Source organism: Glaciibacter superstes DSM 21135 (assembly GCF_000421145.1).
GTDB lineage: Bacteria > Actinomycetota > Actinomycetes > Actinomycetales > Microbacteriaceae > Cryobacterium > Cryobacterium superstes.
On sequence record NZ_ATWH01000003.1, the window covers coordinates 96,980 to 109,704 of the forward strand.

11 protein-coding genes and 1 pseudogene are annotated in these 12,725 nt (G+C 64.8%); 5 read left to right on the forward strand and 7 right to left on the reverse strand.

The genetic code is table 11. The features are described from left to right. Positions 1-3 precede the first annotated feature (3 nt). The gene (locus K323_RS30190; protein ID WP_022884158.1) at positions 4-777 is read right to left on the reverse strand and encodes an aggregation-promoting factor C-terminal-like domain-containing protein; all 774 of its coding nucleotides are present in this window, start codon (positions 775-777) and stop codon (positions 4-6) included. A 307-nt stretch (positions 778-1,084) separates the two neighbouring features. Between K323_RS30190 and K323_RS0104820 the strand changes: the two genes are divergently transcribed. After that, on the forward strand, positions 1,085-2,095 hold the full coding sequence (locus tag K323_RS0104820) for an LLM class flavin-dependent oxidoreductase (protein ID WP_026851240.1): 1,011 nt from the start codon (positions 1,085-1,087) through the stop codon (positions 2,093-2,095). Between the two features lie 13 nt (positions 2,096-2,108). Here the strand turns inward: K323_RS0104820 and K323_RS28750 are convergent, their stop codons facing one another. The 4 genes from K323_RS28750 to K323_RS24290 all read right to left on the reverse strand — a co-directional run bounded on the left by K323_RS28750 (position 2,109) and on the right by K323_RS24290 (position 7,355). Beyond that, entirely contained in the window at positions 2,109-2,480 is a 372-nt protein-coding gene (locus K323_RS28750) for a hypothetical protein (protein WP_051147203.1), read from the reverse strand. A 255-nt stretch (positions 2,481-2,735) separates the two neighbouring features. Beyond that, positions 2,736-4,199 (reverse strand): adenylate/guanylate cyclase domain-containing protein, encoded by a 1,464-nt coding sequence (locus K323_RS0104830; protein ID WP_084697021.1) that lies wholly within the window; start codon positions 4,197-4,199, stop codon positions 2,736-2,738. Further along, on the reverse strand, positions 4,183-5,883 hold the full coding sequence (locus K323_RS0104835) for an NAD(P)/FAD-dependent oxidoreductase (protein WP_022884161.1): 1,701 nt from the start codon (positions 5,881-5,883) through the stop codon (positions 4,183-4,185). The genes K323_RS0104830 and K323_RS0104835 overlap by 17 nt, the downstream gene beginning before the upstream one ends. Positions 5,884-6,278: 395 nt before the next feature. Further along, positions 6,279-7,355 carry a medium chain dehydrogenase/reductase family protein gene (locus tag K323_RS24290; protein WP_022884162.1) on the reverse strand — a complete coding sequence of 359 codons (1,077 nt, stop codon included), beginning with the start codon at positions 7,353-7,355 and terminating at the stop codon, positions 6,279-6,281. Positions 7,356-7,467: 112 nt separating this feature from the next. Between K323_RS24290 and K323_RS0104850 the strand changes: the two genes are divergently transcribed. Both K323_RS0104850 and K323_RS30655 read left to right on the forward strand, forming a co-directional pair. Next, on the forward strand, positions 7,468-8,121 hold the full coding sequence (locus K323_RS0104850) for a TetR/AcrR family transcriptional regulator (protein WP_026851242.1): 654 nt from the start codon (positions 7,468-7,470) through the stop codon (positions 8,119-8,121). Next, positions 8,055-8,360, forward strand: a complete 306-nt coding sequence (locus tag K323_RS30655) for a type II toxin-antitoxin system prevent-host-death family antitoxin (protein ID WP_022884164.1) — start codon at positions 8,055-8,057, stop codon at positions 8,358-8,360. The genes K323_RS0104850 and K323_RS30655 overlap by 67 nt, the downstream gene beginning before the upstream one ends. 107 nt (positions 8,361-8,467) lie before the next feature. Here the strand turns inward: K323_RS30655 and K323_RS0104860 are convergent, their stop codons facing one another. Next, positions 8,468-9,439: an HNH endonuclease signature motif containing protein gene (locus tag K323_RS0104860; RefSeq protein WP_022884165.1), complete on the reverse strand. Its 972-nt coding sequence runs from the start codon at positions 9,437-9,439 to the stop codon at positions 8,468-8,470. A gap of 1,194 nt (positions 9,440-10,633) precedes the next feature. Between K323_RS0104860 and K323_RS28390 the strand changes: the two are divergent. After that, positions 10,634-11,643 (forward strand): annotated as a pseudogene (locus tag K323_RS28390) (RNB domain-containing ribonuclease); the annotation flags it as partial. Positions 11,644-11,793: 150 nt separating this feature from the next. Beyond that, the gene (locus tag K323_RS30735; RefSeq protein WP_342662999.1) at positions 11,794-12,090 is read left to right on the forward strand and encodes a hypothetical protein; all 297 of its coding nucleotides are present in this window, start codon (positions 11,794-11,796) and stop codon (positions 12,088-12,090) included. A gap of 40 nt (positions 12,091-12,130) precedes the next feature. Here the strand turns inward: K323_RS30735 and rbfA are convergent, their stop codons facing one another. Continuing rightward, positions 12,131-12,634 carry a 30S ribosome-binding factor RbfA gene (gene rbfA, locus K323_RS0104875; RefSeq protein ID WP_022884167.1) on the reverse strand — a complete coding sequence of 168 codons (504 nt, stop codon included), beginning with the start codon at positions 12,632-12,634 and terminating at the stop codon, positions 12,131-12,133. Positions 12,635-12,725: the final 91 nt, after the last annotated feature.

Here is a 12,725-nt window from a genome sequence, read left to right on the forward strand (position 1 = left end):
CCGTCAGTACCAGTTCATCGAGCTGGAGTGACCCCACGCTGAACACGGGGTTCCGTAGCCGCCTGCGATGTACCCGAGGCCCCAGCTGATCTGCGTTGCTGCGCTGGTCGCCCAGTCTGGGCCGGCGCTGGCCATCTTGCTGCCCGGAAGTGCCTGCGGGATTCCCGTTGCACCGCTCGACGCGTTCATCGCCGACACCGACCAGCCGGATTCCTTCTGCCACAGCTGGTCGAGGCAGGAGAATTCGCTCTCACCCCAGCCGTACTGCGAAGCGGCCATCTCCCTGGCGATCGCGCGAGCGCCGTCTGGCGTGTTCGCTGCCCGCAGCGCTTCGGCGGCTGCTGCCGCAGCTTCTGCCGCGAGGCGGTCGGTCTCGGCAGCCGCCACCTGGGTGTCGCGAGTTGCCGCTTCAGTCTCTACAGTGAGGGAGCGCACTTCAAAGGCGCTGAGGCTCGAGTAGTGAGCGAGCGAGGCAACGGATGTCTGAAGTCGCGTTGCGTCGACCTTGTTCGCCACCGCCGCGAGCACCTGGTTCGCCTCACCGAGGGTTCGCTCGGCACGGTGATCTGCGCGCGCCTTGGCGATCACCGGGTATGCGGTGAGCTGTTCGCGATTGAAACTGCCGGCCTGGGAGAGCTCATCGGTGGCGGCAACGCTCTCGGCACGAGAGGCGTTGGCCTGCACGATGAAGACGGTCGCGACCAGCATTGCGGCTACGGCAACAGCCACGACGGCAATCAGTCGAGCGCGCGTGAAGATTCGTGATGCGGTGGGCATGCGTGGATTCCTTTGGGTAAGCGGAGTCGTCATGCCGCCGGCACAGGCCCGCTCCGGGCACGGTGGTTCTCAGTGCTGATGAGACCCTGGGAATGAGACACACGGGAGCATGACGGTGACAGTCAATGTCGGTGTGCGGCAACCTGGCCGCACCGGCGGATCCGAGGGCGCGATGCCCGACCGAATAATCCGCAGCGACCAGCATCCCCCGCCAACCTGAGCGAAGCATCCGTTTTCTCTGTGCAGCGCGTGTGTACTGCTTTCTGGTGCCGGGAATACCGTCGAGCGGATCGGCGCTGACTCTGGCATGAAACGAATCGGCTTTCTCAGCTTCGGCCACTGGCAGGAAGTGCCGGGTTCGCTCGTTCGAAGCGGTGCCGATGCCCTGCTGCAGAGCGTCGAACTGGCCGTGAGCGCTGAGGAGGTCGGCGTTGACGGCGCCTACTTCAGGGTGCATCACTTTGCCAGGCAGCTGGCTTCCCCCTTCCCGCTCCTGGCCGCGATCGCGGCTCGCACCAGCAGGATCGAGATCGGTACCGGCGTCATCGACATGCGCTACGAGAATCCGCTGTATATGGCGGAAGAAGCGGCCGCAACGGACCTCCTCAGCGGTGGCAGGTTGCAGCTCGGTGTGAGTCGCGGATCACCCGAGACCGCCCTGCGTGGCTTCGAATCGTTCGGCCACGTGCCGGAGGACGGCACGACGGATGCCGACATGGCGCGAGCACACACCGAGTTGTTCCGGGCCGCAATCAGCGGCGCCGGCGTCGCGCAGGCCGACCCGAAGATGACCGGTTCGACCGGAGCATTGATGATCCAGCCGCAGTCCCCCGGCTTGACAGACCGGATCTGGTGGGGCGCAGGCAGCCGTGCGACCGCCGTGTGGACAGCTGAGCAGGGTATGAACCTGATGAGTTCCACCCTCCTCACCGAAGACACCGGCGTGCCCTTTGATGAGTTGCAGGCCGAGCAGATCGCGATGTTCCGCGAGGCGTGGACGACGGCTGGTCACCAGCGCGAGCCGCGTGTTTCGGTGAGCCGCAGCATCCTGCCGATCATCGACGACGAGACTCGGCACTATTTCGGCCTGCGCGCCCAGGCCGATGCACAGGACCAGGTCGGCTTCCTCGACGGTGGCCTGGCGCGGTTCGGACGAAGCTACATCGGCGAACCAGACGTAATCGCCGCCGAACTCGCCCAGGATGCCGCGATTCGGGCTGCTGACACCGTGCTCGTCACCGTGCCGAACCAGCTCGGTGTCGACTTCAACACCCGCGTTCTCGAATCGATCGTGCGCGACATCGCGCCGTCCCTGTGATGGAAACCGAACTTCAAAACAGGCCTCCGTCCACGCTATCGAATCCAGTTGCCAGAATGTCAGGTGTATCGTCAAGCGAACCTGCTTCAAGGCCCGTTCCCGTCAGATAGATGAGCGAAAGCTCGCAGCCGATCGCGTAACCGGCGAACACCGCGAAGAGGGTACTGCCGGCATCAAGGTTGGAGTTCCTGTCCGCGAATGCGCGTGCAAGTCGCCCCTGGCCCCGCAGACTGATCGTGGTCGCGACCTTCGCGAGCTCTACCGGGGTGTCATCGACTGGACGCTCAGACGCGTCCGCCGCCCGCCCCACCAGCGCGCCGAACGCACTGACACGTTGCGCTGGGGTGAGCTTCTCGAAAGCATCTTGATGGATCTCGTCGATCACCTCAGGCGGGGCGCTTTGCAACAACAGCTCGTACTCTTCGCCGTCTGATCGATCAGGAGAGGGCTCGGTCGTAGCTGTAGAACGCGGTTGGGGCACATTGCGGCCAAATATTTGCATAGAACAACCATGCGCGAGGCCGGAGAATCGCGACCCAGTGGAGCACCCCGGTTCGTACACGGGTGTTATGCGCAACACTCACTCGTCGTATCTCGCAACCTCAGGGCAGGATCTGCGCCCCCGTCGCTTTTCGGCGATTCACGTCCGCTGCGGGAAGCGGGCATCGGGTGGCGCTTCAATCGCCAACAGCTGGTGAGCATCGACCGGCTCGACACGGCCCTTCACCGGCAGCGAGCCGAGCGGCCTGGTGATGGCTCCCAGCACACCATCCAGCGCCGCGTCGCTGATGGCCACGCCGCCGACCGGAGCGAGCCCTTCGAGCCGAGAGGCCACGTTCACGACATCGCCGATCGCGGTATAGGTGCGACCACCACCGGTGCCGAGGATGCCGACTGCCGCGATTCCGGAATTGATCCCGGCGCGGAACCGCGGCCAGTCCGGGTGCGCATCGGCAACGGCGGTTGTCGCCGCCTGGAGTGCGAGCGCCGCACCCGCCGCTCTTCGTGGATGATCTGGCTGGTCACCACGCGTGTTGAAGGTGACCATCACCGCATCGCCGACGATCCGGTCGATCTCACCGCCGAAGCGTTCAACGACCGGCGGGATGGCTTCGGAGAAATAGACGTTGAGCATGTCGGTCACCTGCTGGGGGCCGTGCTTCTCCGAGAACGCGGTAAACCCCTCAAGGTCCGCGAAGACCACAGAGATCTGGCGCTCTGCGGATGCCGTCTCCGGCAGGTACAGCCCTGCCCAGCGCTCTTCGCGCCACGACCGCTGGGCGAACACGGCAATCACAACAAACGCGGCCAGCATCAGGAGATGCCACTCCCACCACGAGGCGTGCCAGTTCCGTCCCCAGATGATCGCGATCTCCGCCTCCGCGAGCAGGGTGAAAGCGGCGGCCATGGCGAGAGGGAGGGGCGACGCTGGATTCCGCGGCTGCCGCAGGTAGCGCAGCACCGCAAAGGCATAGAGCAGCAGCCCGGCAACGGATGGAACGATCAACGGCCCTGACGCGCGTTCCACGACAGTGTCCCTATCCAATGGTCCGATCCGCAGGAGTGAGAGCACACCCCACGCGACCATAACGGCGACCAGTCCCCACAGCAGCCATGCACCGTGCCGTACGACCGCCCTCGCGCGCCGTTCACGGAGCCTGAGACTCGACAGTGCGGCGAAAACAGCGGCGACGAACAGCCCGAGGGGGGTGGCCAGCACAAAGCCGGGGTTGGGCGAGTCGAGCAGCACGTGCGGGGTTGCCAGGGCGTGCAGCGCGAGGAAGCCCGCGGCGGCCAGGAAGGACAGCGAGACCAGGAAGAGTCTGGCGTCGCCGCGTCGCCTGGCAGCTGCGCCCGTCGTCCAGGCGAGGACGGCATTGATTGCGCCGATGGCGAGCACCAGCCAGAAGTGCGACGGATGGTGCTCCCACGCTCCGTCGAGGTCGGGCTGGACGATGAGGAGGATAAACCCGGCAAGCGGGGCGAGCAGCAGCGCGGCCACGATGGCGAGCCGGCCGCGACTGATGCGCCCGGCACTCGGACCGGTGTCGGTTTCCCACGTCGCCCCGGCATCCGTCATTGCAGTGTCACCTGTGCGCCGCATTCAGGAAGGAATGCACTGCCGACACGACAACGGAACCTTCCCCAACCGCTGAGGCCACCCGCTTCACTGACCCGCGACGCACGTCTCCGACCGCGAAGATGCCGGCCACCGATGTTTCCAGCGCGCCGGGCAGGCGCTCGTGCGGCCAGGCGCGGTGACCCCCTTCCTCGAGTACGTCGTTCCCGGTGAGGATGTATCCCCAGCGGTCGCGCAGCACCGACTCCGGCAGCCACTCCGTGTGCGGGGCTGCCCCGATCAACACGAAGAGCGCATCGCTCTGTTCGTTCCGCTCTGCCTCTGTGCTGTGATCGCGAAGCACCAGGTGATCGAGGTGATCCCCATGACCGCCGCCGACAACTTCGACGCTCGTCACAACGCGAACGCCTGCGGCCTCCAGCTGGTCGATGAGGTACTTCGACATGCTGTCCGCCAGCGTCTTGCCACGCACCAGCAGGCTGACCCGCTCCGCATAGCGTGCGAGATGGAGCGCCGCCTGGCCCGCAGAGTTCCCACCGCCAACAACGTGCACGGTCCGCCCGGCCTGTGCAGCTGCCTCGACCGCAGATGCGCCGTAGAAGACGAATACGCCGACATACGCCGCAAGATCGGCCACGGTGAGCCTGCGATACGAGACCCCGACGGCAATCACGACGGATCTGGCCCGTACCTGTTCTCCCGGGGCGACGGTGAGGAGGAATCCGCCGTCGGAGGACTGGATGCCGACGGCCTCTCGCGAATGAACGAAGCCCGCGCCGAACACCCAGGCCTGCTGATAGGCGCGTGCAGCCAGTTCCGAGCCCGATATGCCGCGGGAAAAGCCGAGATAATTGCGGATCAGCGAACTGGAACCCGCCTGACCGCCGATCGATTCGCGTTCCACGACGAGCGAGCGGAGCCCTTCAGATGCTGCATAGACGGCTGCTGCGAGGCCGGCCGGCCCTGCGCCGACGATCGCGACGTCCACCTCTTCGTCGGCTGGGAGCTCAGTGGTCAAGCCGTATGCCCTGGCGAGCTCGGCGTCTCTCGGGTCACTGATGATTCGCCCGTCGAGGAGTCGCACCAGTGGAACCCCCGCATAGGCGACTCCCGACTCGGCAAGCATCCGCCGGCCCCCTTCGGTCTCCGGGGAAGCGTATGCGTGCGGGACTCCTCCCCTGGCCAGGCGGCTTCGCAGCTCGTGCGTGCGCGGCTGGGTATCGTCGCCGATGACGGTGACCTCGCGCGGGCGGTCTCCGATTGCGCGCTCCCATTCGAGAAGGAACTCAGTCACCGTGCGGTGGAAGTATTCGTCTGGCGAGTGCCATGGGCGGATGACGTAGTAGTCGATGCGACCAGCAGCCATCAGTTGCAGCACGCTGCCGGTTGTTGCCCGATCCCCCCAGAAGCCCCATTCGATCAAGGCCCCGCGTCGCACGTCGGGGAACAGGCGGCGCGCTTCGGCGAAGAGTGCTCCATCGTCGCTCATGCCGGTTGGCTGGTCGGCCAGGAGCAATGCGACCTTCTCGCCATGCTCTGCCGAGTCCCGCAGCGCCGTGGTCGCCTGCAGGGCGCTGCCGGCACTGGCGATGCGGTAGTCGGCGGAATAACGCCGCTCCAGTTCCTCCGCGACGCTGTTCCTCGCATCCGCGATGGCGCAGCAGACGAGGATGACGGGTCGTTGTCCCGATTGCTCCGCCGCATCCATACCGGCCTCCGTACTGCACGTACACCGCGCACACGGAACACAGACCGCGTACGCCAGGGTAAGCCTGCCGGCCACCCCCACAACCGGGCCGTTCAGGCCATGAGTGTACTCCTCGCCGCGCACGGAGGCCAGAAAGGCGAGCGCATCGCACGCTGGTGCAATGGCGATTCCCGCGGCAAGCGTTCAGACCACATCGGCAATCGACGCGCTTTCGGTCGCACTGGCCGCGATACCCGATCTGACCTGAGAATGAAACGAATGTGATTATTCCTCACCGGCGGTGTCGTCGCGGTGTTCATCTGATCGGCGTTCAACACGACGGCGGTCGGTCTCGTGTGCGTCGCGCAGGAAGCCAAAGCAATCACATGCCCTGCTCAGCGCGGGCACTGACGTCGTCACCCTGGTTCCGAGCTAGACCTGTAGCGCGCGTTCGGCGCATGAGGCGGTGGGACAAGGATGACCTTGCCGACGACTGTGCGAGACTCCGCAAGCGCCAACGCCGTCGCCGCATCGGTGAGCGGGATCTCCGCGGCGATCTGCGGCGTGAGATGGCCGTCGGCCAGCAAGCGCAGCACCCGCGTGAGGTCCTCGCTGAGCCGCCGCTGCCGCGCCACCAGCCGGTGGCGGCCGGCCCAGAAGTTGTAGAAGTGGGCGCTCTTGCCGTTGGGCAGGAAATTCCACGCCGTGATCTGCGCGAACAGCTTGAGCAGGGGCATCCTTGAGTTGCCCACATCGTTCTTCGTCGCCGCGCTGCCGTACGAGACCAGGGTGCCGCCTCGGCGCAGGAGCCGCCACGACTGCGTCAGACCAGCGCCGCCGACGTGGTCGAACACCGCGTCAACGCCATCCGGCGCGATCTCGCGGATCCGGGCGTACATGTTCGGGTCTCGGTAGTCGACAGGCTGTGCACCCAGTTCACGCACGGCCGCGTGGTGCTGCGACGACGCCGTGCCGATCACGGAGATTCCGGCATGCCTGGCCAGCTGAACGAGCGTGGAGCCGACACCACCGTTAGCGCCAAGCACCACGATGATCCCTCCAGAACGCACCCCTGCCATGCGATGCAGCATCTGCCAGGCGGTGATCCCGTTGACGACCACGGTCGCCGCAGCTGCCGCGTCAGTCCCGTCCGGCACTGGCAGCAATTCTGCGGCATCGACCAGCAGATGGCTTGCCCACGCACCGGTCTTGGTCACCGCGGCAAACTGGCGTCCTGTCGTTCCGCTATCCACATCGCTACCGATTGCGACCACCGTACCCACCAGGTCGTAACCCGGCACGAAGGGGAACGCCGGCTGGTCGTAGTACTTGCCGCGGCGCATCTGTTGCTCGGCGAACGAGACACCGGTGGCATCCATCCGCAGGACAACCTGCCCCGCGGCAGGCGCCGGGAGATCGCGAGTCCTAATTTGCATCCCGCTCGGCTCAACAATGCCGGGTAGGACGATCTCTGTGGTGACGATGGCAGTCATTGTGGTGCATCCCTTCACGCCATACTAAATGCTTACATGCGTAACGTTACAGCCATAAGCTTATGGTAGCAAGGCCGTGGAACCAATGACCTTTGATGTGTAAGGTGAGCACATGGAGAGCACCACAGTGGCGGGATTCAAACCGGTCCGCGCACGAAATCCGCGCGGCGAAGGGGGCCGTCTGCGCGGGGAGATCATCGCTGCAGCGATCGAACTGCTCGACGAGTCCCGGGACGAACGTGCCGTCACGCTGCGTTCGGTCGCCCGGCGGATAGGGATAGCCGCCCCATCGATCTATCCCCACTTTCCTGACCAGCCGGCAATCATGCTCGCCGTGGTTCAGCAAGAGTTCACCGCGTTGGAGGCCGGCCTGCGCTCCTCCGCCGAAAGGGCCGGCGATGGTCCGAGTCAACGACTACGTGCCGTCTGCGACACGTATCTCGAGTTCGCCCAATCCCACCCGGAGCGCTACCGCACCATGTTCGGTGGCCTGTGGGTGCCGGACCTCAGCAGCAGCTCCCTCACTGAAAAGGACATGGTCACGCTCGGCGATTCGGCTATGCAGGTATTTGTTGAGGCGCTCGGTGACTGCGTCGCCGCTGGACAGTCAGCCAGCACAGAGGTTCCAGCTGACGCGGTCGCACTGTGGGTGGGTCTGCACGGGCTCGCCCATCAGCGCGCCGTGTCCCCCTCCTTCCCGTGGCCGGACGACATCGCCGATCGCATCATCAACGCTCTCGCACACCTGAACGGTGCCGACGTCTGAGTTCTCGCAGCATCCAGCAGGTCAACGATGACCACGCTCCGGTTGAGGTTGTGTCGAAGCATCACAACGCCGTCCTCATCTCCAAGGACGACTACGATGCGATCACCGAGACCGCCTACCTGTTACGGAACGCGAAGGGCCCAGAACGGCTACTCGCGGCGCTCGACGCGGCGAACCGCCTCGTCTACCTCGTGACTGACACGCACACCGTCGCGTTGCAGGCGCGCGACCACTGCTGAGCGCCGACTTACTCGCTGTTAATGCGAATCAGCCGGGATTGCGAACCGGATCACCGTTGAGCGCGCCTTCAGCACCTTTCGGCGGTGTAGTTTAAGGCGGATGTCGGTTAGAAGGGGGCCGCCTCGGTGGTGACCGTCAGGCCGGTCGGTGTCGTGATGGAGACTCGACCGTTCGGAAGACGTTCGTACTCGATTCGGCTGAGGTTCTTGCGACGGTTGCTCTTTTCGCACAGTGGGAACAGGTTGTCTTCATTGGTGGCGCCGTTCTCGCGCACCCACTCTTCGAGGTGGTCGACATCCGTGTCGTCGACGGCCCGGGTGCAGGTGGGGTCGATGCAGTTCTCGAAGCGGAACGCGATCCAGTCTTTTTGTGCCTGGGTGGGGCGGTAGCGTTCACGGTCGTAGGTGAGTTTCTCACCGGTGAACGGGTTCGTGGCCACTCGCCGGAACGAGGGTGCCTCCGCGAACAGTCGGGCTGCCGTGTCGCGATCGATGGTGCCATATCCGCGCAGTTCGATCGGGTCGTCTCCTCCGCCGATCATCGACAGCAGCGGCACAAGCAGCACGGGCCGCACTTTCGCGGCCGTTGGCGTGCCGTCACCCGCGAGCCACGCCGCGGCAAGATCTGCACGAATCTGGTCACGTGAACGCCAGTTGGAATCTCCGACGGTGGTCTTCTTCTGTTCTGCGCGGGAGGTCGCGTTGAGGCGGGACACGATACGAACAGCATCAGGCGCCGACAGAAGTGCGTGGACCCACGCCATGCCGTTTTCTGCCGGCTCCATCCACACGCCCCGACCGGCGAATGCGCGAGCGTGTCGGGCTTCGGCGGGTTCGTCGAACAGCTTCTCCTTCACCCGCCTGGCACGTGCCCGGAACGCGGCCGGAGTGAGGGGTCCGGCCGGGTCGGTGAGTTGCTCGGCGAGCTGCTCATCGAAGAGTCGCACTGCGGTGTCGTCGTCCCAGCCGCTCAGCAGGTCGAGCGCTGCGCCGATATGCGCCGTCGTGGTCTCACCCGCCGCGAATACGGCGCGCAGCCGGGGCAGCCGGTCTTCGAGCAACTGCGCCCGGTGGGCCACCGTCGCACCTGACCTGCGGAGAGCTGAAGCCGCAGGCCCGCATCGAACGCCGCGGATTCCTCGGCCAGTTCAAGGGCATCCCGTTGACTGAGACTCCGCGGTCGCAGATACACGTGCGGGTTCGCCCGCGCGAGCCGCATCAGCTCAGCCAGCGAAGCCCACAACCGTGCCTGTGCCCGACTGGTCTCGGTCTGCGCAACCTTGGCTTCATCGAGGCGATCGAGGATCAAATCGAACCCGGTCGCTACGGTCTTGCCGGGGGTCAACATGGCGGGACGCTCTCATACAGACACTTCTCGTGCAGGGATTGCGAATGCATCCTGACTCCAGATCTCATCTCGGCACGAGTGATTCTGATATGCCCACACTAGCACACCCATTCGATTTCCATCTATACTTTCAGAGCAAACACCCGAAGATACGTGACCAGTACAGCGCAGTGCTCCAGAATACGCAGCGGATCGATGCGGTCGCCCTGCGCCGGCGACCGCTCACCGCGCGAGCCGCACTGTAAAGCTCCGATCCATTTCGAGGAGAACTCCGAACCAGCTCGGTGTCGACTTCAACACCCGCGTTCTCGAATCGATCGTGCGCGACATCGCTCCTGCGCTGGGTGGCTTCGGAGCGCACGACTAACGACTCGAACGCGGGCGAGCGGACAACACAGCCCGAAGTGTCTTCACCCACCATGTCCGTCGTGCCCGAACGCTCCGAGGAGCTTCGGTCGCCCGCTCTGCCTGATCGAAGCACTCCTCGATGAGCGCGTCGTGCAAAGGACGGAAAACCAGAGGCCACGACACGATTGCCCATCCTCTCGGCATCATTCTCAGCTCGTGGCGCAGGAGTGTCGAACCAGAGGAACAGACCTCGGCGTAGAAAGAGTGATAGCCGTCGAATCCACTGGGACCGGTAAAGCGGAATTGTACGTATCGCGACGGTCGATATGCCACAACAACATAGCGAATCGGCCCGTGACCACCGGCGGCGCCGATGCCGAGGGGACCATTTAAGCGCATTGCCGGCCACGTACTCCGTGGCCAGAGCCGATCGTTGCCGGCTGACAAGGAGTCGATCAGTGCTCCGATTTCATCAACCGTGGCCCCGATCTGCCGCGTGTGCACGTTATGAACCACATCGCCACCCTACTTGTGCTCGAGGGTCGGCCCGAAAGCGAGCGCGCCGTACGCTGGGGGAATGGCGAATCCCACGGTGAGCGTTCAGACCGAATCGGCAGGCGACACTCTTGCGCTCGCACTGGCAGCGATACCAGAGAAGTATTCGCTCTCCCGTGAGTTTCCGCCTGAAGTCCTGAACGAGGCCGAATCGACTGCGGCCGACGTTCAGCTGCCGGAGACGGATCGCACGGACCTCCCGTTTCTGACCATCGACCCACCGGGGTCGACCGACCTCGACCAGGCCATGTACATCGAGAAGCACGAAGGCGGCTTCCTGGTCTACTACGCCATCGCGGATGTCCCTTCCTTCGTCACGCCTGGCGGCGCCCTGGACGTCGAGGCGCGTCAGCGCGGGCAGACGATCTACGCGCCAGACGAACGCATCCGCTTCATCCACCGGTGATCAGCGAGGGAGCCGGATCGCTCCTGCCTGGCGAGTTACGAGGTGCGTTTGTCTGGGAGCTCACCCTCGACGCGTCCGGCACCGTGACCCGGAAGACCGTTGCCCGCGCACGCATGCGCAGTACACAACGCCTCGACTACGAGACCGCTGGGCGTTCGATCGATGACGGCACCGCAGACCAGACCCTGATGCTGCTGAAAGAGGTAGGGCTGGCCCGTATCGAACTCGAGAGAGAACGCGGCGGGGCAAGTCTGAACATTCCGAGCGTCGAGATTGAAGAGGAAGGCGACAGCTACAGGCTGGTTCGGCGACGCCCGCTCCCCGTCGAGGACTGGAACGCCCAGATCTCCCTGATGACCGGGATGGCCGCTGCCGACATGATGCTCGGTGCCAAAGTCGGAATCCTGCGCACGATGCCGGCACCAGACGAGAAGACGCTCAAGCGCTTCCGTCGCCAGGCGACCGCGCTCGGCCACGAGTGGCCGAATGGCCTCGCTTACGGCGAATACCTCCGCAGCCTCGACGTCACCAATCCCCGCGAGCTGGCCATCATGCACGCTGCAGGCTCCCTGTTCCGCGGTGCCGGGTACACGGCATTCGACGGCTCGGTGCCGGAGGAATCCGTGCAGGCTGCCGTCGCGGCACCATACGCGCACGTGACAGCGCCGCTCCGGCGGCTTGTCGACCGTTTCACGCTCGTCGCCTGCGAGGCGATCGCGGCCGGATCATCCGTTCCCGACTGGGTACGCCAGGCGCTGCCGGAGCTACCTTCGATCATGGCAACGTCAGACCAGACAGCGGGAAACGTCGAGCGCGCTGCGCTGAACACCGTCGAAGCCGCCGTTCTCAGCACACGCGTCGGCGATGTATTCGATGCGACAGTGATCTCGGCGGGAGACGAGAAGGGTCAGATCCAGCTGACCGATCCGGCCGTTTCCGCTTCGTGCGACGGTGTTCTTGAAGCAGGAGCACACGTGCACGCCCGCCTGGTCGAAGCGGATATCGCCACGGCCACCGTGCGTTTCGAACTCGCAGGATTCGAACAGACAGGCGCCAGGCCGCCGTCGGAGTGACCAGGCCGCCGTCGGAGTGACCTGGCCGCCGGCTGGGCTGTCAGTGCCTTTTGGTGCGACCGTCGCCCGTGTCGTCGAAGCCCGCTGCGTCTTCTTCTGCTGCCAGATCGTCGTCGTCACCAAACTCGCGCGGCTTGACGTACGGGTCGGCATCGCCCGCGTACACTGCCGTGCTCGCCAGGGTTCCCACTGCGGTGTCGCGCTCGTGCGCCTCGCGCAGAAGTTCCTCGATGTGCTTCGCGTTCTCGGGGATGGCGTCGGCGATGAACTCGAGCGACGGCGTCAGCCTGGCGGTGATGTTCTTACCGACCTCACTGCGTAGCATCCCGGTCGCCGCCTTGAGTGCTGCAGCACTGTCATCGCGCTCCTGCTCCGATCCGTAGACCGTGTAGAAGACCGACGCATGCTGCAGGTCACCGGTGACTTTGACATCCGTTATTGTGACGAAACCGAGTCGCGGGTCGCGGAGGCCCCGCTCAAGACGCTTGGCCACGATGACCTTGATGCGGTCCGCCATCTTCCTGGCGCGTGCCGGATCCACCATGACTGAACTCCTGTTCTTGTATGTTGGTCGGGCCCGTCAAGACCCAAATGAGCGATCTCGACAGGCTCGATCAACGGTAATGCCGACCGAG